Here is a 23,254-nt window from a genome sequence, read left to right as displayed (position 1 = left end):
CAACGCCGTGAAGTTGATCGGTTCGGCGGGTCGTCGCTAGCGTGGGAGGCCCACCTGAAGGAGCCGAAATGGCCGAGTCGTTCCAGGTAGCTCTCGATGAGGCCGATGTCGCCGATCTGCGGGAGCGGCTGCGGCGGACTCGGTGGCCCGAGGCCGAGACCGTCGATGACTGGTCGCAGGGTGTTCCGCTCGCCTATGTGCGCGAGCTCTGCCGGGACTGGGGCGAGGAATACGACTTCGGGTTCGCCCGCCGGCTCAATGCCTTCCCCCAGTTCCGGACCACCGTCGACGGGGTCGGCCTGCACTTCCTGCACGTCCGGTCGCCGGTGGCCGAGGCGCTGCCGCTCGTGCTGACCCACGGCTGGCCCGGGTCCGTGCTCGAATTCCTCGACGTCATCGGGCCGCTCACCGATCCCGCGAAGCACGGGGGCGATCCCGCCGATGCCTTCCACGTCGTCGCGCCGTCGCTGCCCGGGTTCGGGTGGAGTGACAAGCCCGCGCTGAAGATCGGGCGGGTGGCCGAGCTGTGGGACGGGCTCATGACGTCGCTCGGCTACGACCGCTACGGCGCCCAGGGCGGCGATTGGGGTGCCGCCGTCACCAACGCTGTGGCGCGGTCCGGCCACGTTGCCGGCGTGCACGTCAACTTCGCGCCCGTGCGGATGGACACCGCCGATCCGACGCCCGAGGAGCGCCGGGCCCTCGCCGATCTCGAGGAGTTCCGGCGCAGCGGCAGCGGCTACTCCGCCCAGCAGGGCACCCGCCCGCAGACGCTCGGCTACGCCCTCACCGACTCGCCCGCGGGCCAGGCCGCCTGGATCGCCGAGAAGTTCTGGGCCTGGACCGACAACAAGGGCCGGCCGGAGGACGCCGTCGACCGGCAAAGCATCCTGGACGCGATCTCCGTCTACTGGTTCACCGCGACGGCGGCCTCGTCCGCGCGGATGTACTGGGCGAACAACGACCGTGATCTGTCCACGGTGGACGTTCCGGCCGGGGTTTCGGTGTTCCCGAAGGAAATCGTGCGGCCGTCGCGGCGGCAGGCCGAGCAGCGCTACACCGACCTGCGCTGGTTCGAGCAGCTGCCCGTCGGTGGGCACTTCGCCGCGCTGGAGCAGCCCGGGTTGTTCGTCGAGCAGGTGCGCGGGTTCTTCCGGCTGGTGCGTTAGGCGAGCCAGCCGCCGGTCAGCCGCTGCACGGCCGAGCCGTCCAGGTCGGCGAACTTGAGCGCCGCGAACTCCTCGGCCCACTTCGACGTCTGGATGCGGAAGGCGGGCGCGTCCGCCGTCATCGCGCCCAGGATCACTTCGGCGACCTCGTCGGCGGTCTGGGCGCTCTGGAACGACTGCGTGACGTTGGCGATGTACTTCTGCAGGGACTCGGCGTACGGACCGGCCTCGGCGAAGAGCCGCTCGTCGACGCCGACGTTGTTGACGAACTCCGTCGCGACCGCACCCGGCTCGATGACGCACACCGTGACACCTTGCGCCGCGGCGACCGGCGCCAGGGCTTCCATCATGCCTTCGACGGCGAACTTCGCCGCGCAGTAGGCCTCGTTGAACGGCTGGCCGATCACGCCGCCGACGCTGGTCACCGTGATCAGGCGGCCACCGCTGGCGCGCAGGGCCGGCATCGCGGCCTTGGTCGTCTCGGCGACGCCGAAGAAGTTGACCTCCATCGTCTCGCGAACCGCCGAGACGGGCTCCTGCTCGATCGTGCCGATGTGACCGGCGCCGGCGTTGTTGACCAGGACGTCGAGCCGGCCGTAGTCGGCGAGGACACCGGCGACCGCCGCGCTGACGGAGTGGGCGTCGGTGACGTCGAGCGGGCGGACGTCCAGTTCGACGCCGGCGTCGGCGGCGGCCTCGCGCAGGCGGTCGGCGCGGCCGGTGTCGCGCAGCGTCGCGACCGTGCGAAAGCCTCGCCGGGCCGCCAGTACCGCCGTGGCCAGTCCGATTCCGGAGGACGTGCCGGTGATCAGGGCGACGCGGTCGTTGCTCATCTGACGAACCTCGATCTGTTCAGGGGAGTGATGGTTAAGGTAGTGAACTAAAATGACTATAGGCATGGATGGTTCATGCAGTCAACTATCGGCATACACTCGGCTGATGAGCGCTGACCCGATCACCGAAGACGTCGTCGCCCTGCTCGGGCGGATCGTCGACCGGTTCGTCGAGTCGTACGAGGCCGCGGCGGCGGCGCAGGGACTGACGACGGTGCAGGCGAAGGTGCTCGTCGCGCTCGACGAACCACTGCCCATGCACCGGATCGCCGAGAAGCTGAAGTCCGAGCGGTCCAACGTGACCGGGATCATCGACCGGCTCGAGGCCCGCGGGCTGGTGGAGCGTCGACCGGGTGAACGGGACCGGCGGATCAAGAACATCGTGGCCACGCCGGCGGGGGCCGAGCTGGCGCGGAACTTCCGGCGGGCGCTGGGCTTCGCGGCCGAACCGCTGGCCGCGCTCGTACCGGCGGACCGCGTCCGGTTGCGGGACCTGCTCGCCCGGATGGTCGACGCCGAAGCGTGACGAGTCCGCCTGGCGGGAAACCCCGCCTGGTGGATTGGGTGGCCCGGCCGCGCGCGGTAGCTTGCCCGTGAATGACCCTGGGCTGGCCTCTGTTGCACATATGCGCATCCGACTATATGTTTGACCCGACGGCGAACCGGGAACGGAGGCGGCATGGGTCAGGGACACGGCCACGGGCACGCGATCGCGCCGGCGAGCGCGTCGGGGCGCTACGTGCGACGGCTGGCCATCGCCCTGGGCATCGGCGCCGGGTTCATGGTGCTCGAGTTCGTCGTCAGCGTGACGACCGGCTCGCTGGCCCTGCTCTCGGACGCCGCCCACATGTTCACCGACGTCCTCGGGGTCGGCATGGCGCTGGCCGCGATCATCCTGGCGCGGCGCAGCGGGCCCACGGTCAGCCGCACTTTCGGGCTCTACCGCGCGGAGGTGCTGGCCGCGCTGGCCAACGCGCTGCTGCTGTTCGGCGTCGCGGGGTACGTCCTGATCGAGGCCGTCGGCCGCATCGGCGAGCCACCGGCGGTGCCGGGCCTGCCGGTGCTGCTGGTCGCGGTGGCCGGCCTGGTGGCCAACCTGGTGTCGTTCGCCGTGCTGCGGTCGGGGGCGAAGGAGAGCCTCAACGTCCGCGGCGCGTACCTCGAAGTGCTGGCCGACCTGATCGGCTCGGTCGGCGTCCTGATCAGCGGCGCGGTGACGCTGCTGACGGGCTGGCGCTACGCCGACCCGATCATCGGTGTCGCGATCGGGCTGTTCGTGCTGCCCCGCACGTGGACGCTGGCCCGCCGGGCGCTGCGCATCCTGTTCCAGCACGCGCCCCAGGGCGTCGACGTCGGCGCGATCAACGCGGAGCTGGCGGCCCTCCCGGGCGTGGCGGACGTGCACGACCTGCACGTCTGGACGTTGACGTCCGGCATGGAGGTGGCTTCGGCGCACCTGACGCTGGCGCCGCCGGCGAAGCAGTCGGACGTGCTGACGGAGGCGCAGAACCTGCTGTCTTCGCGGTACGCGATCGAGCACGCGACGCTGCAGGTGGAGGCGCCGCAGTGCGCCCGCCGCTGCCAAGAACTCTCCTGGTGACGCTGTAACGGCGGCCCCGCTCCGGGAGACTGTCCGGAGACGGCGGCTCGACTCCGGGAGCGTGCAGTGGCGATCGAGGCTGTGGAACTGGTGATGACCGCGTTGGCGGCGGGCGCGGCGGCGGCAGCGAAGGAAACGGCGACGGACGCGGTGAAGAAAGCCTACGACGGCTTGAAGTCCGGCGTACGGCGCCTCATCGGCCGGCTGCCGGACGACCCCGAGGAGCTGGCGGCGGAGCTGGCCGCGGCGAACGTGGGAGACGACGCCGCGGTGCTCGAAGCCGCGCGGGCCGTGCTGCGCGAGGCGGACCCAGAGGGCGCCCGGGCGGGCAAGTACCACGTCACGGTGACCGACTCGAAGGGCGTGCAGATCGGCGACGGCAACACGATGAACCTCGAGTTCTGACGGCTAGGCCGGCAGTGGCTGGGCGCCCCGGCCGGAAAGCATCAGCTTGATCTGGTCCATCTCCGCGCCCTGGGACGTCAAGATGCTGTTCACCAGCGCCTTCAACGCCGGCAGCGTGGAATGCGCCGCCGCGTACTGGGCCATTGACGTCCCGCCTTGGTGGTGGCGCAACATCAGCTGGAGGAAATACACGTCGAATTCGCGGCCCGAAAGCGAGCGCAGTTTCTTCAGATCCGTGTCCGTCGCCATGCCCGGCATCAGCGGGCCTTCCGCCGGGTTGACCGAGGATGGGGCCATCGACATCCCGTCGTGGCCCGTCATCGTTTCCGTCATCCACTGCATCGGCGCGCCGATCGGCTGCTCGGGCTGGTCCCACAGCATGAGCCAGCCCTTCATGCGGCCGACCTGTTCGAGCTGCGTGCGTTCGATGTCGAACGACAGCTGCTTGATCTCCGGGTCGGTCGTGCGGTCGCGGGCGATACCCGCCATCGTCACCGCCTGGAGGTGGTGCGTCGACATGTCCTGGGCGAAGCCGACCTCGACCGAACCGGCGGCCGGGGTGGCCGTGGCCGGGTCGTCGACGGCGCGGGTGAAGAACATCCCCGCCGTCGCGCCGATCAGCAGGACCGCGAGGAGCGTCCCGCCGATGATCACCCAGCGCGACCAGGTCGGCTGCTCGGTGACCTCATCGGTGTCGAGGCCGGCTTCGGTGGTCACTTCGTCGTCGGGGCGGAAGCGGGCGCCGAAGCGGGGGCGGACGCCGGCGCGGACTGCGGCATGCCCTGCTCACCCTGCGCGGCGGTGCTGCCCTTGTAGTCCATCGGCTTCGCGTCGGGGCCCGGCTTCGCCGGGTTGAACGGCGGCGGGTTGTCCGGGTCGAACTGGCCCGGAACCGCGTCGCAGGACGCGCCGACCTCGGGGTAGACGCCGTTCGGGTTGCTCCGCAGCGCCGCGATGAACTCGTCGATGCGCGCGTCGTTGGCGTCGTCCACCTTGAGCTGGTGGCCCCACGACTGCAGCGAGATCGGCTTGTCCAGGCCCGGGTAGGGCGACAGCATCGTGTACGGCTTGCCCTTGGCGCGGACGCTCAGCATGTTGAGCGCGTCACCCGTGATCTGCTGCGGGTTGTAGGCGATCCAGACGGCGCCGTGCTCGAGCGCGTGCACCATGTTCTCGGTGCGGACGGCGGTCGGGTACACGATGCCGGTGCAGGTGGCCCACGTCTGGTCGTGCGGGCCGCCGAACGGCGGGGTCTTGTCGTAGGCGACGCGCTCGGTCGGGAGCACGTGGACACTGCCGGTGTAGGTCGCGGTCACCACGCCGGGAATGCGCTTCGAGGGGTCCGGCTCGGACGCGGTCGGCGCGAACGACGCGGCGGCGGCCTCACGGTCGGCCTGGGCACGCTTCGGCGCGGACTGCACCATGTAGTAGATGATCACCGAGGCGGCCAGCGCCACGATGGCGACGACGGCGATGATCGTGCCCCACGGGGTGCCCTTCTTGCTCACCACGGAACCACGGGCCGCCTTCACCGCCGACCCCTTTTTCCGAGTTGTCCCGTTCGCCATGGCTCCCGCGTTCTCCCTCTGGTGGCTGCGGACGGATTCCCGCCCGGGCCAGTGTAGAGACCACGCGTCTGACTACCGTTAACGCCTCACACACCCACCTGCCGTGACGTGGCCGAGACCGATGCAACCGCCCGACCTGGGCACACCTAGAATTCGGCAAGTGACTCCCGCCGCTCTCGCCGACCTGGTCCGCAGCTCCGCCGTGCAGGTGCTCGCCGCACGCGGCATCGACGACGCCGTGCTGCCGGAGCAGGTGACCATCGAACGCCCGCGCAACCCCGACCACGGCGACTACGCGACGAACCTCGCCCTCCAGGTGGCCAAGAAGGCCGGCCTCAAGCCGCGTGACTTCGCCGAGGCGCTCGCGGCGGCGGTCTCGGCGGACGACGGCGTCGCCTCGGCCGAGGTCGCCGGCCCCGGCTTCCTCAACTTCCGCCTCGCCGCCGCCGCGCAGGGCGACATCGTGCGCCAGGTGCTCGACGCCGGCGCGGCCTACGGGCGCGGCGACGCGCTGGCCGGCACGCGGATCAACCTCGAGTTCGTCTCGGCCAACCCGACCGGCCCGATCCACCTCGGCGGCACCCGCTGGGCCGCGGTCGGCGACGCGCTGGGCCGGGTGCTGGCCGCGCAGGGCGCCGACGTCACCCGCGAGTACTACTTCAACGACGCCGGCGCCCAGATCGACCGGTTCGTCCGGTCCCTGATCGCGGCCGCGAAGGGCGAGCCCGCGCCGGAAGACGGCTACGCGGGCGGCTACATCAACGACATCGCCGCCGAGGTCATCAAGGCCGAGCCGAGCGCGCTGTCGCTGCCGGAGGCCGAGCGGCACGAGACGTTCCGCCGGATCGGCATCAACCTGATGTTCTCCGAGATCAAGCAGAGCCTGCACGACTTCGGCACCGACTTCGACGTCTACTTCCACGAGAACTCGCTGCACGAGTCCGGCGCGGTCGACGCCGCCGTCCAGCAGCTGAAGGACTCCGGGAACCTGTACTTCGACGAAGGCGCCTGGTGGCTGAAGTCGTCGGAGTACGGCGACGACAAGGACCGCGTCGTCATCAAGCAGGACGGCAACCCGGCCTACATCGCCGGTGACCTGGCCTACTTCAAGGACAAGCGCAACCGCGGCTTCGACCTGTGCATCTACATGCTCGGCGCGGACCACCACGGCTACACCGCGCGGCTCAAGGCGGCCGCGGCGGCCTTCGGCGACGACCCCGCCACGGTCGAGGTGCTGATCGGCCAGATGGTCAACCTGGTCAGCGACGGCAAGCCGGTCCGGATGTCCAAGCGCGCAGGCACCGTGATCACCATGGAGGACCTCGTCGAGGCCGTCGGCGTCGACCCGGCCCGCTACGAGCTGATCCGCTACTCCGTCGACTCCACTTTGGACGTCGACCTGGATCTGCTGCGCAAGCACTCCAACGACAACCCCGTCTACTACGTCCAGTACGCCCACGCGCGCCTGTGCACGATGCTGCGCGGGGCGGCGGACCTCGGTCTCAAGTCCACGGAGGACGTCGACTTGGGTCAGCTGACACTGCCGGTCGAGGGCGACCTGATCCGCACGATCGGCGAGTTCCCGGAGACCGTGCGCCGCGCGGCCGAAATGCGGGAGCCGCACCGGATCGCGCGCTACCTGGAGGAGCTCGCGGGCGCGCTCCACAAGTTCTACGCGGTCCGCGAGGCCCGCGTGCTGCCCAAGGGCGACGAGGCGGCCACCCCCGCCAACCACGCCCGGGTGGCTCTTTGCGAGGCGGCGCGCGTGGTGCTCGCCAACGGTCTCGCGCTGGTCGGTGTCTCCGCTCCGGAACGGATGTAAGAAATGGCGCACCCCGCGGGCCCCAGGCACGCCGACGTCTACACCCACGCCGACACTTCCGGGCACCAGCCGTCCGGGGTCGAGGAGCTCGACAAGCTGCCCGCGAAAGTGTGGCCGCGCAACACCTTCCGCGCCGCCGACGGTGTCGTCCGGATCGCCGGCGTCGACGTCCGCGAGCTCGCCGAGCAGCACGGCACGCCGCTGTTCGTGGTCGACGAAGCCGACTTCAAGTCCCGGTGCGCGGACTACGCCGAGGCCTTCGACGACCCGTCGCTGGTGCACTACGCGTCGAAGGCGTTCCTGTCCATCGAGATCGCCCGCTGGGTGGCCGAGCAGGGGCTGAGCCTGGACGTCTGCAGCGGCGGCGAGCTCGCCGTGGCGCAGCGCGCCGACTTCCCGGCCGAGCGGATCACCTTCCACGGCAACAACAAGTCGCCCGCCGAGCTGGAAGCCGCGGTCGTCGCCGGGGTCGGCACGGTGGTGCTCGACTCGTACTTCGAGATCGCCCGGCTGGCCGACATCGCCGCCCGCCACGACGTCGTGCAGTCCGTGCTGATCCGGGTGACCGTCGGCGTCGAGGCGCACACCCACGAGTTCATCGCGACCGCCCACGAGGACCAGAAGTTCGGGTTCTCGCTGGCGAGCGGCGACGCCGCCGAGGCGGTCCGCCGGGTGCTCAACGCGCGTTCGCTCAAGCTCGTCGGCCTGCACAGCCACATCGGCTCGCAGATCTTCGACGCCGACGGCTTCGAGGTCGCCGCCCGCCGCGTCGTCGGGCTGCTCGCCGACCTGGCCAAGGAACACGGCCCCGAGCTGCTCGACCAGCTGAGCCTGGTCGACCTCGGCGGCGGCTTCGGCATCGCCTACACCGAGAAGGACAACCCGCCGCCGCCCGCGCAGATGATCACGCAGATCCGCGAGATCGTCCGCAAGGAGTGCGCCTACGCGGGCTTGCCGGTGCCGCGGATCGCCGGTGAGCCGGGCCGCGCGATCGCCGGTCCGGGCACGATCACGCTCTACGAGGTCGGCACCATCAAGGACGTCTCGCTCGGCGACGAGTCGGCGCGGCGGTACGTCAGCGTCGACGGCGGGATGAGTGACAACATCCGCACCGCGCTCTACGACGCGGTCTACGACGTCCGGCTGGTTTCCCGCTCCGCGGGCGACAACGAACAGCCGGTACCGGCCGTGTTGTCCCGGGTCGTGGGAAAACACTGTGAGTCCGGCGACATCGTCGTACGAGACTGCTGGCTGCCCGACACGCTGGCTCCCGGCGACCTGCTGGCGGTCGCGGCGACCGGCGCGTACTGCTACTCGATGGCGAGCACGTACAACCGGATGCCCCGCCCGGCCGTGGTCGCCGTGCGCAACGGCAGCTCACGGCTGCTGCTGCGGCGGGAGACGACCGACGACATGCTGCGCCTGGAGGTCTGAAACACCGTGTCTGCTTCCGAACTGCCTGCAGCCGACCGACGTCCGATCAGGGTCGCGCTGCTGGGCTGCGGGACCGTCGGCGGCGAGGTCGCCCGGCTGCTCACCGAGCAGGCGGGGGAGCTGGCCGCGCGGGCGGGCGCGCCGGTCGAGCTGGCCGGCATCGCCGTCCGCCGTCCGGACAAGCACCCCGAGCTGCCGCCGGAGCTGCTGACCGCCGACGCCGAAAAGCTCGTGACCAGTGACGACGTCGACGTCGTTGTCGAACTGGTCGGCGGCATCGAGCCGGTGCGCGGCTGGCTGCTCGCCGCGTTGAAGGCCGGGAAGTCGGTCGTCACGGCGAACAAGGCACTGCTGGCCGAGCACTCCGCGGACCTGTTCGAGGCGGCCGACGCCGCGGGCGCCGACCTCTACTTCGAGGCCGCGGTGGCCGGGGCCATCCCGCTGCTGCGGCCGCTGCGCGAATCCCTCGCGGGCGACCGGATCACCCGGGTGATGGGCATCGTCAACGGCACCACGAACTACATCCTCTCGGCGATGGACTCCACCGGCGCCGGCTACGCCGAGACGCTCGACGAGGCCAGCCGGCTCGGGTACGCCGAGGCCGATCCGACCGCCGACGTCGACGGCTACGACGCCGCGTCGAAGGCCGCGATCCTCGCTTCCCTCGCCTTCCACACCCGCGTGACGGCGTCGGACGTGCACCGCGAGGGCATCGCCGACGTCACCGCCTCCGACCTCGCGGCGGCCCGGGGGCTCGGGCGCACGGTGAAGCTGCTGGCCATCTGCGAGCGGGTCACCGACGATGACGGCGTCGAGTCGGTGTCCGCCCGCGTGCACCCGGTGATGATCCCGCGCCGCCACCAGCTCGCGGGGGTCGGCGGCGCGTTCAACGCCGTCTACGTCGAGGCCGACGCGGCCGGCGAGCTGATGTTCTACGGCCAGGGCGCGGGCGGGGCCCCGACCGCGAGCGCGGTGCTCGGCGACCTCGTCGCGGTGGCCCGCAACCGGGTCGTCGGCGGCCGCGGCCCGCGCGAATCCGCGCACGCGGCCCTGCCGGTGCGGCCGATGGGCCAGACGCCGACCCGGTACCACGTCAGCCTGTCGGTGGCCGACCGCGCCGGCGTGCTCGCCCAGGTGGCGCAGGCGTTCGCCGACCACGGCGTCAGCATCGCGGCGGTGCGCCAGAGCGACGTCGGCGACCGCGCGAGCCTGGTCGTGGTGACGCACCAGGCACCCGACGCGGCATTGCAGTCCACTGTGGACGAGATCGGCCGGCTCGACGTGGTACACGAAGTTGTCAGCGTGATGCGCGTGGAAGGCGAAGACCAGTGATCAGGCACCCGTGGCCCGGACTCATCGAGGCGTACCGGGATCGTGTCCCGGTCCCGGACGGGGCGCGAGTCGTCACGCTCGGGGAGGGCAACACGCCGCTGCTGCCCGCCCACCACCTGTCCGAGCTGACCGGCTGCGAGGTGTACCTCAAGGTCGAGGGGGCCAACCCGACCGGCTCGTTCAAGGACCGCGGGATGACCGTGGCCATCACGCACGCGCTCGCCAGCGGGCTCAAGGCGGTGATCTGCGCGTCGACCGGCAACACCTCCGCCTCGGCCGCCGCCTACGCCGCCCGCGCCGGCCTCACCTGCGCCGTGCTGGTGCCGCAGGGCAAGATCGCCATGGGCAAGCTCGCCCAGGCCGTCCTGCACGGTGCGCGGATCCTGCAGGTCGACGGCAACTTCGACGACTGCCTCGAGCTGGCCCGCAAGACCGCGGCCGACTACCCGGTCACCCTGGTCAACTCGGTCAACCCGGTGCGCATCGCCGGCCAGAAGACCGCGGCCTTCGAGATCTGCGACGTGCTCGGCACCGCGCCGGACATCCACTGCCTGCCGGTCGGCAACGCCGGGAACATCACCGCCTACTGGGCGGGGTATTCGGAGTACGCCGCCGACGATGTGGTGAAGAACACCCCGCGGATGTTCGGCTTCCAGGCGGCCGGTGCGGCGCCGCTGGTGCACGGCGAGCCGGTGCGCGACCCGGACACGATCGCGACGGCGATCCGGATCGGCAGCCCGGCGTCGTGGACCGCCGCGGTGAAGGCCAAGGACGAGTCGGAGGGCCTCTTCGAAGCCGTCACCGACGAGAAGATCCTCGAGGCCTACCGGCTGCTGGCCGGCCGCGAAGGCGTCTTCGTCGAGCCGGCGTCGGCCACCAGCGTGGCGGGCCTGCTGGCCACGGCCGCCGACGGCAGGCTCCCGCGCGGTTCGCGGGTCGTCTGCACGGTCACCGGACACGGCCTGAAGGACCCGCAGACGGCGCTCGCGGGCAACGTCGAGGTCGAACCCCTCGCCGTGGACCCCTCGGCGGTCGCGGCGGCGCTGGACCTGCGGTGACCGGCTTCCGGGTCACCGTCCCGGCGTCCACTGCGAACCTCGGGCCGGGCTTCGACGCCTTCGGGATGGCGCTGAGCCTCTACGACGTGGTCGAAGTGCGGGTCACCGACGCCGGGCTCAAGGTCGAGGTGACGGACGCCGGCGCCGGTGGCGTCGCCGACGTCCCCACCGACGAGACGCACCTGGTCGTGCGGGCGATCCACGCGACCTGCGCGCACCTCGGCGTCGAGCCGCCCGGCCTGCACCTGCGCTGCTTCAACGCGATCCCGCACGCGCGCGGCCTCGGCTCGTCCGCGGCCGCGGTGGTGTCCGGGGTGGCCGCCGGGTACGCCCTCGCCGGCCGGGAACTCGACGCGTTCGAAGCGCTGCAGCTGGCCGCCGGGTTCGAAGGCCACGCCGACAACGCCGCGGCCAGCCTGCTCGGCGGCCTGGTCCTGGCCTGGTGCGACGGCGGGCGCTTCCACGCCGAACGGCTCACGCCGCACACCTCGATCCGGCCGGTCGTGGCCGTGCCGTCGGTCCGCTCGGCCACCGCCACCACGCGCGGCCTGCTGCCGGCGACCGTGCCGCACGCCGACGCCGCGCACAACGCCGGCCGCGCCGCGCTCGCCGTCCACGCGCTGACGACGCAGCCGGCGCTCCTGCTCCCGGCCACCGAGGACCGCCTGCACCAGAGCTACCGCGCCCCCGCGTACCCGGCGAGCACGGAGCTGGTGGCGACGCTCCGTGCACACGGAGTGGCCGCCGCGATTTCCGGTGCCGGTCCGACGGTGCTGGCGCTGACCACCACGGGAATACTTCCGCCCGGGGTCGGCGTTGACGACTTCGACGTTCTCGAGCTGCCCGTGGATCTTGCGGGCGTGCAGGTTGCGGCTCAGTAAAGGGTGGGTCACGTGCCTGCCGCCACACCCGCCACGCGGGGGGTGGTTGTTGCACCCGGCACCGCTGCGGTCTACCCTCGGGGGCGTTCGATCACCGTGCGTTTCCGCACCCGATGCCGGTCCCGGGGATTCCCCCGGATCGCATCCTTCGTCGATCCGCCGAATCCGCACCGCCTGGCACGCGGGGTAACGCGGAGGGACGCAGGCGGGTTTCCGGTCTCGGCGGTGCCGAATTCCGTGTCCTCCGAATGGAGGACGCAAACCCCTGTGGTGGAGGCGCTCCAGCTGTGTTCCGCACGGCCGAAGAGCTCATCTCGCGTATCGGGGGGCAACTACGCCGGTTCGCGATCAGAAGCGAGCGGCAGTCCGCTGATCCGCCTGGAGGCGTGGATCGGTCAGGAAGGACATGTGTGAGCAACACCGATCTTTTGAGCGACGTGGGTAGCGACACGGCCGGTTCGAACGGCACGGCCCCCGCTCCCAAGCGGGCGGTCGGCGGGCTGACCGGAAAGACCGTCGCCGAACTGCGTTCGCTGGCTGGGGAGCTCGGCGTCGGCGAGACGACGGGCATGCGCAAGGGCGATCTGATCGCCGCGATCCGTGAGCGCCAGGGCAAGTCCCGCAAGCCGCGTGCGGCGGCCGAGACGTTGCCGCTGGACGGCGTCGGCGAGCCGCCGAAGGCGGCCCCGAAGGCGAAGGCCGAGGCGCCCGCCGCTCCGGCGGAGACCAAGCCGGAGCCGAAGGCCGAGGCGCCCGCCTCCGCGCCGTCGGACGCCCCGCCGCAGGCCGAGCGCCCGCAGCAGGACCGGCAGGACACCCCGCAGGGCCAGGACGGCCAGTCCGAGGAGGGCGGCCGCAGCCGGCGTCGCCGCGGGTCCAACCGGGCCGCCGGATCGCCCGACACCCAGCAGGGCGGCGACCGTCAGCAGGGCCAGGGCGACCGTCAACAGGGCGGCGACCGCCAGCAGGGTCAGGGTGACCGTCAGCAGGGTCAGGGCGGCGACCGCCAGCAGGGCGACCGCAACCGCGACCAGCAGCGCCAGGGCGGTGGCAACCGCGGCGACAACCGGAACGACAACCGCCAGGACGGCAACCGTCAGCGCAACAACCAGCAGGACGGCAACCGCGGCGGGCAGGACAACCGCAACCAGCAGCCGGACGACGACGAGGAAGGCGGCCGTCGCGGCCGTCGCTTCCGCGACCGTCGTCGCCGGGGCAGCGGTGGCGGCCAGCGCGAGGGCGGTTCGCCGGACACCGAGATCCGCGACGACGACGTCCTGCTGCCCGTGGCGGGCATCCTGGACGTGCTCGACAACTACGCGTTCGTGCGGACCTCCGGCTACCTCGCCGGCCCGAACGACGTGTACGTCTCGCTGTCGCTGGTCCGCAAGTACGGCCTGCGCCGCGGTGACGCCATCACCGGTGTCGTGCGCCAGCCGCGTGACGGCGAGCAGCAGCGGCAGAAGTTCAACCCGCTGGTGCGCGTCGACTCGATCAACGGCCTGGAGCCCGACGAGGCCAAGCGCCGTCCGGACTTCACCAAGCTGACCCCGCTGTACCCGAACGAGCGGCTGCGCCTCGAGACCGAGTCGCACAAGCTCACCACCCGCGTGATCGACCTGATCATGCCGGTCGGCAAGGGGCAGCGCGCCCTGATCGTCTCGCCGCCGAAGGCCGGCAAGACCACGATCATGCAGGACATCGCGAACGCGATCTCCACGAACAACCCCGAGTGCCACCTGATGGTCGTCCTGGTCGACGAGCGTCCGGAAGAGGTCACCGACATGCAGCGCTCGGTGAAGGGCGAGGTCATCGCCTCGACCTTCGACCGGCCGCCGGCCGACCACACCTCGGTCGCGGAGCTGTCCATCGAGCGGGCCAAGCGCCTGGTCGAGATGGGCCACGACGTCGTCGTGCTGCTCGACTCGATCACCCGACTGGGCCGGGCCTACAACCTGGCGGCTCCGGCGTCCGGCCGGATCCTGTCCGGTGGTGTCGACTCGACCGCGCTCTACCCGCCGAAGCGGTTCCTCGGCGCGGCGCGCAACATCGAGAACGGCGGCTCGCTGACCATCTTCGCCACGGCGATGGTGGAAACCGGCTCGACGATGGACACGGTCATCTTCGAGGAGTTCAAGGGCACCGGTAACGCGGAGCTCAAGCTCGACCGGAAGATCGCCGAGCGCCGGGTGTTCCCGGCCGTCGACGTCAACCCGTCCGGTACCCGCAAGGACGAGCTGCTGCTGAACCCGGACGAGCTGGCCGTGACCGTGAAGCTGAGCCGGGTGCTGCACGCGCTCGACTCGCAGCAGGCCATCGACCTGCTGATCTCGCGGCTGCGCAAGACCAAGACCAACGTCGAGTTCCTCATGCAGGTCTCGAAGACCGCCCTCGGTGGCGGCGAAGACGACTGAGTCCTGGCCTGCGGAAGGGTCTTCCCGGGGTGCCCGGGGAGGCCCTTCCGCGCCGGGAATAGCTGGTCAGCGGGGTACGTTCCAGTACTCGTCAGCTCGTCTGGCAGAATTACCCGCTGAAGTCCGGCGCCGGTTCACCCCGTGGAACGACTGGGGACCCGGAGCCAACGAGAGAGGACACCATGAAGAGCGGTATTCACCCCGAGTACGTAGTCACCGAAGTGAACTGCGACTGCGGCAACAGCTTCACCACGCGCAGCACCAAGACCAACGGCAGCATCCACGTCGAGATCTGCTCCAACTGCCACCCGTTCTACACGGGCAAGCAGAAGATCATGGACACCGGTGGCCGGGTCGCGCGCTTCGAGGCTCGCTACGGCAAGCGGCAGAAGAAGGACGCCGACGCCAAGTAGCTTTTTCCACGGCGCCCACCCGGACTTCCGGGTGGGCGCCGTTTCTTGTCTTTGGTTTTTTCGGGCTGAGAGGTGGCAGAGGTGGATTCGAGCTCGCTCAAGGGGCTGCTCGCTGAGCACGCGGAGCTGGAGACGCAGCTCGCGGACCCCGCCGTGCACGCCGACCAGGCGCGCGCCCGCAAGCTCGGCCGCCGCTACGCCGAGCTGACGCCGGTGGTGCGGGCCGTCCACGACCTGGACACCGTCCGCGACGACCTCGCGGCCGCGCGGGAGATGGCTTCGGAGGACGCGGAGTTCGCGGCCGAGGCCGAAGAGCTGGCCGCGCGGATCCCCGATCTCGAGTCGAGGCTCACCGAGCTGCTGCTCCCGCGCGACCCGTACGACGGCTCCGACGTCGTGATGGAGATCAAGTCCGGCGAGGGCGGCGAGGAGTCGGCCCTGTTCGCCGGCGACCTCCTGCGCATGTACCTGCGCTACGCCGAGCGCCACGGCTGGAAGGCCGAGGTCCTCGACTCGGTGGACTCCGACCTGGGCGGCTTCAAGGACGTGACGCTGTCGATCAAGAGCAAGGCGGCCGCCGTGGACGGGGTGTGGTCCCGCCTGAAGTTCGAGGGCGGTGTCCACCGCGTCCAGCGCGTGCCGGCGACCGAGTCGCAGGGCCGCATCCACACGTCGGCGTCCGGCGTGCTGATCTACCCGGAGCCGGAAGAGGTCGAGGTCGAGATCGACCCGAACGACCTGCGCATCGACGTGTTCCGGTCGTCGGGCCCGGGCGGCCAGAGCGTCAACACGACCGACTCGGCGGTCCGGATCACCCACCTGCCGACCGGCATCGTGGTGTCCTGCCAGAACGAGAAGTCCCAGATCCAGAACCGTGCCCGGGCGCTGCAGGTGCTCCAGGCCCGCCTGCAGGCGGTCGCGGAGGAGGAGGCGGCGGCGAAGGCGTCCGACGCCCGCCGTTCGCAAGTCCGCACGGTGGACCGCTCGGAGCGCGTGCGGACGTACAACTTCCCGGAGAACCGGATTTCCGACCACCGGGTGAACTACAAGGCGTACAACCTCGACCAGGTCCTGGACGGCGACCTGGACGGCGTGCTGGACGCACTGGCGACCGCGGACCGCGAAGAGCGCCTGGCGGCTCAGTCGGGCTGACGGCGGCCGGGGGGCGCCAGCAGGCCGGACGTGCGCCTGCTGGTGGGCCCGGAGCGCTCAGCCGGACCAGAAACCGGTGATGAAGCGCAGGTAGATCATTCCGCAGACCAGCGCGTTCGCGTACAGGACCACGTGCACCGCGCCACGCAGCTTCGGGCGGCGCTCGCCGAACAGGACCAGTGCCACGTACATCACCAGGCACGGCAGCAGGTAGCGGTGGACCGACACCACGTTGTTGTTCATCGTCAGCATCACGATCGACGCGAACCCGAACAACGCCAGCGGGACACCCTTCGCGCGCAGCGCCACCAGGACGTACACCGAGGACGCGAACAGCAGTGCCAGGCCGATCATCGGCAGCACGTGGCTCATCAGCGTCCACGCGTCCATCGGGGTGTCCCCGAGCAGCGCGTGACCGGTGATCTTGGCTTCGCGCCAGAGCGTGCCGAGGATGTTCGGGTTGAACTGGTGGTACGACCACTCCCGCACGCCCTTGAGCGCGTTGAAGCTGGCGAAGAAGTCCCCGGTCTGGATCTTCATGGCGACCAGCACGCCGCCGAGACCGAGGAACGCCGCCGGGAACCACAGCAGGTTCGGCGACAGCAGGCCGCGCAGCTTCCAGTCCTTCGACCGCCAGAACTCCAGGAAGCACAGGCCGACGAACACCGCCGCCGTGATGCGGGAGGCCGTCAGCGGGATGAGCGTCAGTCCCATCCAGAGCCATTGGCGGCGCAGCGCGAACAGGTAGGCCCAGAAGCCCAGCGCGCAGAACACCGCCTCGCTGTAGAACGAGTGCAGGAAGAACGCGGCGGGTGCGGTGAGGAACGCCGCGACGACCAGCCACGGGGCCCGCTCGCCGTCGAAGAAGTGGCGCCCGATCTTCAGCAGCGCCACCGCGGCCAGCCAGGTGGCCACCAGGTTGACCAGGAAGCCGGCGGCGAGCAGGCCGAGCGTGCCGAAGCTGACCGTCTGGACCAGCCAGACCAGGACCGGGAACACCGGGTAGAACGCCCGCGTCGGGGCGTAGCTGCCGGTGTAGGCGTGCACGGCGATTTCGCCGTAGTTGCCGGCGTCCCAGCGGTAGGTGTGCGCCAGGAGGCTCATCGTCGAGCCGATGCCCGTCTTCGGGATGCCCTCGTCGACCGGGCTGGACGGCGCGAACAGGTACGCGACGGCGATCAGCACCACGTTCCAGGCCAGCACCACGGCGAAGACGCGGGCGTAGTCGCCGTGCACCCAGGCGGCCCGGCGACCGGCCGGGGCCGTCTCCGCGCGTTCCGGCTCGACCTGATCGGTGGTCAGGGACGGCTCGGCCGTCCTAGTCATGCGTGACCTCCGCGACCGGCGGCTCGGCCGCCGCGGGCCGCTGCCGGAAGACGACCTTGTTGTAGAGCACGTAGTTCCAGACCAGGCCGACCGCGATCCCGGCGAACTTCGGGAGCAGCAGGTTCACGCCGGGGAACGCCGCGGTGACGGCGAAGATGATCGCCGCCTGCACCACCCACAGCCCGAACGCGGTGACGGCGAAGAACAGCAGCGCCTGGCGGCGGACGTCGCCGTCCTTGGCGCGGAAGGTGAAGTTCCGGTTCAGGGTGAAGCTGAGCAGCATGCCCGTGGTCGTCGAGATGAAGTTCGCCACGAACAGCGGGACGCCCAGCGTCACCAGCAGCGCGTAGCCGAGGGCGTCGACGAGGGTGTTGCCCACGCCGACCAGCCCGAAGCGCAGCTGGGTCGCCGAGATCAGCTTCACCGTGCGCCTCTTCCCGCGTCGGCGCCCTCGCGGGCCTCGACCGGCGTCCCCGGGCCGGTGCGCACCGACGCGACGCCGTAGAGCGGCCGGTTCTGCACCTGGGAGTACGTGCGGCCGATGTAGCTGCCGAGCACGCCGAGCATGATGATCTGGATGCCGCCGAGGAAGAACATCGCGATCCCGAGGAAGGCCCAGCCGGGCACCGCGGTCTGCGGGGCGAACAGCTTGACGCCGCCGACGTAGAGGATCCCGACGAAGCTCAGGAACGAGATCAGGTACCCCATGCGCGTGATCATCCGCAGCGGCGTCACCGAGAAGCCGAGGATGCCGTCGGCGGCGAAGCGCAGCATCTTGCGCAGCGGGTAGCCCGTGACGCCGGCGTGCCGCTTGTCGCGGTCGAACAGCACGGCCGTCTGCTTGAAGCCGATGTAGCTGACCAGCCCGCGCAGGAAGCGGTCGCGCTCGCGGTACTTGCGCAGCTCGTCGACCACCTTGCGGTCGATCAGCCGGAAGTCGCCGGTGTTCTTCGGGATGTCGACCGCGGCCATCTTCCGCAGGAACCAGTAGAACCCGCCGGCGGTGAGCTTCTTGAACGCCGAGTCCTGCCGCGAGCGCCGCTGCGCGTAGACGACGTCGAAGCCCTCTTCCCACTTCTCGATCAGTTCGAGCGCCACCCGCGGCGGGTCCTGCATGTCGCTGTCCATGATGACGACGGCGTCGGCGTCGACCAGGTCCAGCCCGGCGGTGACGGCCATCTGGTGGCCGAAGTTGCGGGACAGTTCGACCACGGTGACCCGCTGGTCGCGGGCGCTGAGCTCGGTGAGCTTGGCCAGCGAGCCGTCCCGGCTGCCGTCGTCGACGTAGAGGAAACTGAAGTCGTACTTCCCGGCGAGGGGGGCGGTCACCTCGTCCACCGTCCGGTGCAGCAGGTCGATGTTCTCTTCCTCGTTGTAGATCGGGAAGATGAACGCCACCCGGCGGGTGATCGGCTCTGTGGGCACTGCGGGGCTCCCCGGGAGTTTCGGTGCGGAAAGGTCCGAGCGGCGCCGTGGAGCAGGCGAATCCCCGACCCGGTGCCCTGCATCCTAGAAGATCCGGCCTGGCGCGATCCCGGGACCCGGGTCAGCCCACCGTCGCGGCCGGGCCGGCCGGCGCTCTGCGATCCCGGGGGACGCGCCGCAACGCCGCCCTCGCGTTGCCGCCGGCGATGACCGGCACCGGCCCGCCGGCCGGGGGGAGTGAAGGACCCGCGGCCGGTGCGGAACAGCTCGGCGAGCAGGTCGAGGGTGGCCCGGCGGCGCGGTGGCCGAGGTCGTCGGCGAGCAGCGCCGGCTCCGCGAGGCGGCCGGGGCCGAGGTCCGGCTGCCGGGCCGCGACGGACGACCGGATCGGGGTGCCGGACGGCGCTGGCGGGGTACTGGCCCGGGCGCCTCGATACGCTGGTCGGGTGGGACCGGCGCGTGTCCTCACGGGGGAGTTCCGCCTGGTGTGCCAGGCTCGACGAGGTGAAGGACGACGAGTGAATCGGCAGCCGCTGCGCCTGGCCATCATCGAGGCCACCCGGATCCTCGAGCGCGCGGGCGTGGCCTCGCCGCGGTTCGACGCCGAGGTGATCGCCGCGCACGTGCTCGGGGTCGAACGCGGCCGGCTGCCGATGGTGCCGCTGGTCGACCCGCCGGTCATCGAGGCCATCGGCCAGCTCGTCCAGCAGCGCGCCAAGCGCATCCCCCTGCAGTACCTGACCGGCTGGGCCGCGCTCGGCGACATCACCGTCGCGGTCGGCGCCGGGGTGTTCGTCCCGCGGCCGGAGACCGAGCTGCTGCTCGAGTGGGGGGTCAAGTTCCTGCAGGGCCGGGAGTTCCCGGTGGTGGTGGACCTGTGCACGGGCTCGGGCGCGCTGGCGCTGGCGGTGGCCCACGCGCGCCCGGACGCGGTCGTCTACGCGGTGGACATCGACCCGCAGGCGCTGGCCTGGGCCCGCCACAACGCCGACGTGCACGCCGACGCGGGTAACACCCCGATCCGGTTGTATTCGGGCGACATCGGCGACCCGACGATGTTCGCCGAGCTCGACGGCCTGGTCGACCTGGTGTTGTGCAACCCGCCCTACGTCCCGGAGGGCACCCCGGTGCCCCCGGAGGTCGCGGAGCACGACCCACCGCGCGCGGTGTTCGCGGAGGAGAGCGGCCTGGCGGTGATCCGCCACGCGATCGCGGCGGGCGCGAGGCTGCTGCGCCCGGGCGGCGGCCTGGCGATCGAGCACGACGACACGCACGGTTCGGCGGTCCCGGCCCTGGTCCGGGCGCGCCGGGTGCTGACCGGGGTGGAGGGCCACACGGATCTGACGGGCCGCGCCCGGTTCGTCACCGCTCGCCGATTGGGCTGATCCGGCCTCGCGCGGGGGCGCCGCACGCAGTGCCGGGCGCGCCGCGCGCAGTGAATGACTCATTCCTGTCGTCAGACGCCAGGAATGAGTCATTCACTGCATGTCAGCGGGGTGCTAGAAGCCGAACGCCGTGCAGCTGGCCGTCGCGGTCTTCGACGGGTCGCTCACCGACGTCGCCGTCAGCTTCACCCTCGCGGCCAGGTCACCGCCTTGGCCGCGCTTCGCGTACGCCGCCACCTTCGCGAACCCGCCGAACTTCGCCGTCGCCAGCTCGTTCGGCAGCCGGACCTCCCAGCCGCGGGTGTCCGTCGACACGCTCAAGCGGTACGTGTCCGTGTCGTACGGTGCCTTCGCACCCCGTGCCGAGCCCGTGTTCAGCAGGCCGAATTCGCAGGTGGCCAGCCCGCCACGGGCGATGGCCGGGAGGGCCGGGGTCAGCGCCGCCTCGCGGGCCTGGCCGCCCGAGCCGTCCAGCGAAGCCACCGTCACCGTGTAGGACAGGATCCCGTGGCGGTCGCGGGCCACGTCCGTGATCAGGAACCGCAGGCGGTTCGCCTCGTCGGTGTACTCGTACGGGCTCGCCGCTTCGGTGCCCGCCTTGAACAGGGCGTCGTTCAGCTGCCGGTAGTCACCGACGGTGATCTTCACCGGCGTCCCGTCCGGCTTCGTGTAGTCGGTGATGCCGATGTCCTGCGGGTTGGCGTCGATCACCCAGTCGAACGGGGCGTTGTCCTGGTTCTTCGTCTTCGTGATCAGCACGCCCGAGTCGGGCGCGAAGGAGTCCGAGCCCATCCGGTCGACGACTTCGACGGTGTAGTTGTCGTAGCCGCCGCCGTCGCAGAACGGGTCCTTCGACCGGTCGCACTTCGGCGCCTTGTCCCCGCCGGTGAGCTTGATGTTCAGGCCGGCGAACGCGCCGGGCTGCGCCTCGGCCTCGCGCGCGGTCAACCGCGCCGACACCGGCCCCGAAGCCGCCAGCTCGGTGCGGTCCAGCTGCAGCACGTCGGCGGAGTCGACGATGCCGAGCTTCAGCTTGTTGCGCAGCTGGTGCTGCGCGCCCATCGAGCTGCCCTGCGTCGCCGGGATCTGCCAGCGCGTGTGCGGCCCGCCGGGCCCGTTGAACGTGCCGCGCGACAGCATGTCCCACGGCCCGCTGTAGCTGCGCGACGGCGGGACGCCGAACGGGTTGTTGTAGTTGTCGCCGATGCCAAGGATGTGGCTGAACTCGTGGGCGTAGGTCGACTGCCCGGAGCTTTCGGCCTGCACCGAGCTGCCGTTCTGGGCGTTGGGCCAGATGCTGGCCGCCGACGCCCACGACGTCCACGGCACGTACCGGGTGGCCGCGTAGTTCGGCAGGTCGTGGTTCGGCGGCCCGAAGCTGTCGGGCACGTTCTCCTTCGTCCCGAACTTCATCTCGCCGAACTCCTGCCAGGTCGAGCTCTCGTCCTGGCCGGCGGAGAGGTAGAAGACGAAGTCGAACTGCTTCGCGGTGTCGCCGACGTCGGCGCGCCAGGCGTCCCCGGCGTCCTTGCGGATGTCGCGGGCGCAGTTCGCGCCGGGCGGGCAGGCGCTCGGCTGGAACTCCATGCCGTACTCATAGGACTTGCCGGGCATCCGGTACGGCCCGAAGGCGGTCAGCTGCACGCCGAACCGGCCGCCGGAGTCCTCCATCCAGTACTCGTTGATCGTGTGGCCGTTGTTGAGGGCTTCGGGCTTGTTGAGGAAGTCCTGGTAGTACTGCGCGACGTTCGCCCGCGGGATGTTCGCCGCCGTCGGCGCGGGGTTGCCGAAGATCGTCGAGTTCGCCGGCTTCGTGACGACGAAGTCCTGGTCCGGGTAGTCGGCGAGGACGACGGCGCCCTTGAAGGTGCGCTGGGTGGGCTTGAGCGCGGGGTCGGCCCAGTTCGTGCCGGGCACCTTGCGGTAGTCGGACCAGGTCATGTGGTCCTGGTTCTCCCAGTGCGCGGCGTCGATCGGGGCGGGCCAGCCACGGGTGAGCGGCTCGGCCGCGGCGGTGCCGGTGCCGAGCCCGGTCAGAACGGCGACCGCGGCGAGCAGGGCGAGCGTTTTCGGGGTGCTGGGGCGCATGTGCGGCTCCTTCACTGGGAACCCACGGGTGGTGGTTCCCGAAGATCGACCGTATTGAGCCGCACTGTCGTGGTTCTGCCTCGCGGCGAGGTCCACCCGCTTGCCCCACGACGAAAGTCTGGCCGGTTTGTCAGCCCGCCGGGACCGCCCGCGACGCCGTGAATGACTCATTCATGTCCTCCGACGACAGGAATGAGTCATTCACTGCATCCGCGGTGCCGGCGGACCGGACCGGGCCGGTGTGACGCGGCGAACGTCCCCGCGGACGGCGGGACTACGCTTGGCGCCCATGAGCGTGGTCTACGACTGCAGCAAGCGGGAGACCCGGGCCGACGGGCTGGCCGCGGCGGCCGGGGCGGTGCGGTCCAGCAGGCTGGTCGTCCTGCCGACCGACACGGTCTACGGGATCGGTGCCGACGCCTTCGACGCCGGTGCGGTGCAGGCGCTGCTGCGCGCCAAGAACCGCGGCCCGGACATGCCGGTCGGCGTGCTCGTCGGCTCCTGGTCCACTGTGGACGGCCTGGTGCTCGGGGTGCCGCCGCAGGCGCGCGCGCTCATCGAAGCCTTCTGGCCGGGCGACCTGTCGATCGTGCTGCCGCACGCGCCGAGCCTGCAGTGGAACCTCGGCGACGCCCGCGGCACCGTGATGCTCCGGATGCCGCTGCACCCGGTCGCGCTGGAGCTGCTGCGCGACGTCGGGCCGATGGCCGTCTCGAGCGCGAACGTCTCCGGGCGGCCGCCCGCCAGCACCGCGCAGGAAGCCCAGGAACAGCTCGGCGATTCGGTCGCGGTGTACCTCGATGGCGGGTCGAGCGGTGAGGCCGTCGCCTCGAGCATCGTGGACCTCACCGGCACCGAGCCGGTCGTGCTGCGCGAGGGCGCGGTCGGCAAGGAAGCCATCGCGGAGGTGCTCGGTGTACCCGCGGAATCGTTGGCCTGAAGCCGGATC

21 protein-coding genes are annotated in these 23,254 nt (G+C 71.0%); 14 read left to right on the top strand and 7 right to left on the bottom strand.

Annotated features, from left to right (window positions below; translation table 11 throughout):
* Nucleotides 1-68: 68 nt before the first annotated feature.
* Nucleotides 69-1,169: an epoxide hydrolase family protein gene (locus ISP_RS40335; protein WP_013229551.1), complete on the top strand. Its 1,101-nt coding sequence runs from the start codon at nucleotides 69-71 to the stop codon at nucleotides 1,167-1,169.
* Here the strand turns inward: ISP_RS40335 and ISP_RS40330 are convergent.
* Nucleotides 1,166-2,002, bottom strand: a complete 837-nt coding sequence (locus ISP_RS40330; RefSeq protein WP_013229550.1) for an SDR family oxidoreductase — start codon at nucleotides 2,000-2,002, stop codon at nucleotides 1,166-1,168. The genes ISP_RS40335 and ISP_RS40330 overlap by 4 nt on opposite strands.
* Before the next feature lie 106 nt (nucleotides 2,003-2,108).
* Here ISP_RS40330 and ISP_RS40325 point away from each other — a divergent pair, with 106 nt between their 5' ends.
* From ISP_RS40325 to ISP_RS40315, 3 genes are all read left to right on the top strand, one after another.
* Nucleotides 2,109-2,528 carry a MarR family winged helix-turn-helix transcriptional regulator gene (locus ISP_RS40325; RefSeq protein WP_013229549.1) on the top strand — a complete coding sequence of 140 codons (420 nt, stop codon included), beginning with the start codon at nucleotides 2,109-2,111 and terminating at the stop codon, nucleotides 2,526-2,528.
* A 153-nt stretch (nucleotides 2,529-2,681) separates the two neighbouring features.
* Nucleotides 2,682-3,602 carry a cation diffusion facilitator family transporter gene (locus tag ISP_RS40320; RefSeq protein WP_013229548.1) on the top strand — a complete coding sequence of 307 codons (921 nt, stop codon included), beginning with the start codon at nucleotides 2,682-2,684 and terminating at the stop codon, nucleotides 3,600-3,602.
* A gap of 66 nt (nucleotides 3,603-3,668) precedes the next feature.
* Nucleotides 3,669-4,007: an RIP homotypic interaction motif-containing protein gene (locus ISP_RS40315; RefSeq protein WP_013229547.1), complete on the top strand. Its 339-nt coding sequence runs from the start codon at nucleotides 3,669-3,671 to the stop codon at nucleotides 4,005-4,007.
* 3 nt (nucleotides 4,008-4,010) lie between these two features.
* On the opposite strand, the gene ISP_RS40310 is transcribed toward ISP_RS40315, so the two are convergent.
* Both ISP_RS40310 and ISP_RS40305 read right to left on the bottom strand, forming a co-directional pair.
* A complete protein-coding gene (locus ISP_RS40310) occupies nucleotides 4,011-4,724 on the bottom strand; it encodes a DUF305 domain-containing protein (protein ID WP_013229546.1) in 714 nt (237 codons plus the stop codon).
* A complete protein-coding gene (locus ISP_RS40305; protein ID WP_013229545.1) occupies nucleotides 4,721-5,539 on the bottom strand; it encodes a DUF3105 domain-containing protein in 819 nt (272 codons plus the stop codon). Before ISP_RS40305 ends, ISP_RS40310 begins: the two co-directional genes overlap by 4 nt.
* Nucleotides 5,540-5,735: 196 nt before the next feature.
* Here ISP_RS40305 and argS point away from each other — a divergent pair, with 196 nt between their 5' ends.
* The 8 genes from argS (at nucleotide 5,736) to prfA (ending at nucleotide 16,081) form a co-directional block, all read left to right on the top strand.
* Entirely contained in the window at nucleotides 5,736-7,397 is a 1,662-nt protein-coding gene (gene argS, locus ISP_RS40300) for an arginine--tRNA ligase (RefSeq protein ID WP_013229544.1), read from the top strand.
* A 3-nt stretch (nucleotides 7,398-7,400) separates the two neighbouring features.
* Complete coding sequence (lysA, locus tag ISP_RS40295; protein ID WP_013229543.1) at nucleotides 7,401-8,831, top strand: diaminopimelate decarboxylase; 1,431 nt, start codon at nucleotides 7,401-7,403, stop codon at nucleotides 8,829-8,831.
* A gap of 6 nt (nucleotides 8,832-8,837) precedes the next feature.
* Nucleotides 8,838-10,163, top strand: coding sequence for a homoserine dehydrogenase (locus ISP_RS40290; RefSeq protein WP_013229542.1), 1,326 nt, complete (start codon nucleotides 8,838-8,840; stop codon nucleotides 10,161-10,163).
* The gene (thrC, locus tag ISP_RS40285; RefSeq protein WP_013229541.1) at nucleotides 10,160-11,221 is read left to right on the top strand and encodes a threonine synthase; all 1,062 of its coding nucleotides are present in this window, start codon (nucleotides 10,160-10,162) and stop codon (nucleotides 11,219-11,221) included. Before ISP_RS40290 ends, thrC begins: the two co-directional genes overlap by 4 nt.
* Nucleotides 11,218-12,102: a homoserine kinase gene (thrB, locus tag ISP_RS40280; RefSeq protein ID WP_037373533.1), complete on the top strand. Its 885-nt coding sequence runs from the start codon at nucleotides 11,218-11,220 to the stop codon at nucleotides 12,100-12,102. Before thrC ends, thrB begins: the two co-directional genes overlap by 4 nt.
* Nucleotides 12,103-12,512: 410 nt before the next feature.
* Nucleotides 12,513-14,516, top strand: coding sequence for a transcription termination factor Rho (rho, locus tag ISP_RS40275; RefSeq protein WP_013229539.1), 2,004 nt, complete (start codon nucleotides 12,513-12,515; stop codon nucleotides 14,514-14,516).
* A 182-nt stretch (nucleotides 14,517-14,698) separates the two neighbouring features.
* Nucleotides 14,699-14,929: a 50S ribosomal protein L31 gene (gene rpmE, locus ISP_RS40270; RefSeq protein ID WP_013229538.1), complete on the top strand. Its 231-nt coding sequence runs from the start codon at nucleotides 14,699-14,701 to the stop codon at nucleotides 14,927-14,929.
* An 81-nt stretch (nucleotides 14,930-15,010) separates the two neighbouring features.
* Nucleotides 15,011-16,081, top strand: coding sequence for a peptide chain release factor 1 (prfA, locus tag ISP_RS40265; protein ID WP_014467685.1), 1,071 nt, complete (start codon nucleotides 15,011-15,013; stop codon nucleotides 16,079-16,081).
* A gap of 57 nt (nucleotides 16,082-16,138) precedes the next feature.
* Here prfA and ISP_RS40260 read toward each other — a convergent pair whose 3' ends face one another.
* From ISP_RS40260 to ISP_RS40250, 3 genes are read right to left on the bottom strand one after another with little or no spacing between them, the layout of a single operon-like run.
* Nucleotides 16,139-17,407 (bottom strand): mannosyltransferase family protein, encoded by a 1,269-nt coding sequence (locus ISP_RS40260; protein WP_013229536.1) that lies wholly within the window; start codon nucleotides 17,405-17,407, stop codon nucleotides 16,139-16,141.
* Entirely contained in the window at nucleotides 17,400-17,831 is a 432-nt protein-coding gene (locus ISP_RS40255; protein WP_013229535.1) for a GtrA family protein, read from the bottom strand. Before ISP_RS40255 ends, ISP_RS40260 begins: the two co-directional genes overlap by 8 nt.
* Nucleotides 17,828-18,832: a glycosyltransferase family 2 protein gene (locus ISP_RS40250; RefSeq protein WP_013229534.1), complete on the bottom strand. Its 1,005-nt coding sequence runs from the start codon at nucleotides 18,830-18,832 to the stop codon at nucleotides 17,828-17,830. The genes ISP_RS40255 and ISP_RS40250 overlap by 4 nt, the downstream gene beginning before the upstream one ends.
* A gap of 518 nt (nucleotides 18,833-19,350) precedes the next feature.
* Here ISP_RS40250 and prmC point away from each other — a divergent pair.
* Nucleotides 19,351-20,217: a peptide chain release factor N(5)-glutamine methyltransferase gene (gene prmC, locus ISP_RS40245; RefSeq protein ID WP_013229533.1), complete on the top strand. Its 867-nt coding sequence runs from the start codon at nucleotides 19,351-19,353 to the stop codon at nucleotides 20,215-20,217.
* Between the two features lie 114 nt (nucleotides 20,218-20,331).
* Here the strand turns inward: prmC and ISP_RS40240 are convergent, their stop codons facing one another.
* Nucleotides 20,332-22,305, bottom strand: a complete 1,974-nt coding sequence (locus ISP_RS40240; RefSeq protein WP_013229532.1) for a M6 family metalloprotease domain-containing protein — start codon at nucleotides 22,303-22,305, stop codon at nucleotides 20,332-20,334.
* 289 nt (nucleotides 22,306-22,594) lie between these two features.
* Here ISP_RS40240 and ISP_RS40235 point away from each other — a divergent pair, with 289 nt between their 5' ends.
* Nucleotides 22,595-23,245, top strand: a complete 651-nt coding sequence (locus ISP_RS40235; RefSeq protein WP_013229531.1) for an L-threonylcarbamoyladenylate synthase — start codon at nucleotides 22,595-22,597, stop codon at nucleotides 23,243-23,245.
* Nucleotides 23,246-23,254 lie beyond the last annotated feature (9 nt).

The organism is Amycolatopsis mediterranei (assembly GCF_026017845.1).
GTDB classification, from domain to species: Bacteria; Actinomycetota; Actinomycetes; order Mycobacteriales; family Pseudonocardiaceae; genus Amycolatopsis; species Amycolatopsis mediterranei.
Note: the sequence above shows the minus strand (reverse complement) of the source record. Positions and strands in the feature narration are given on the sequence as shown.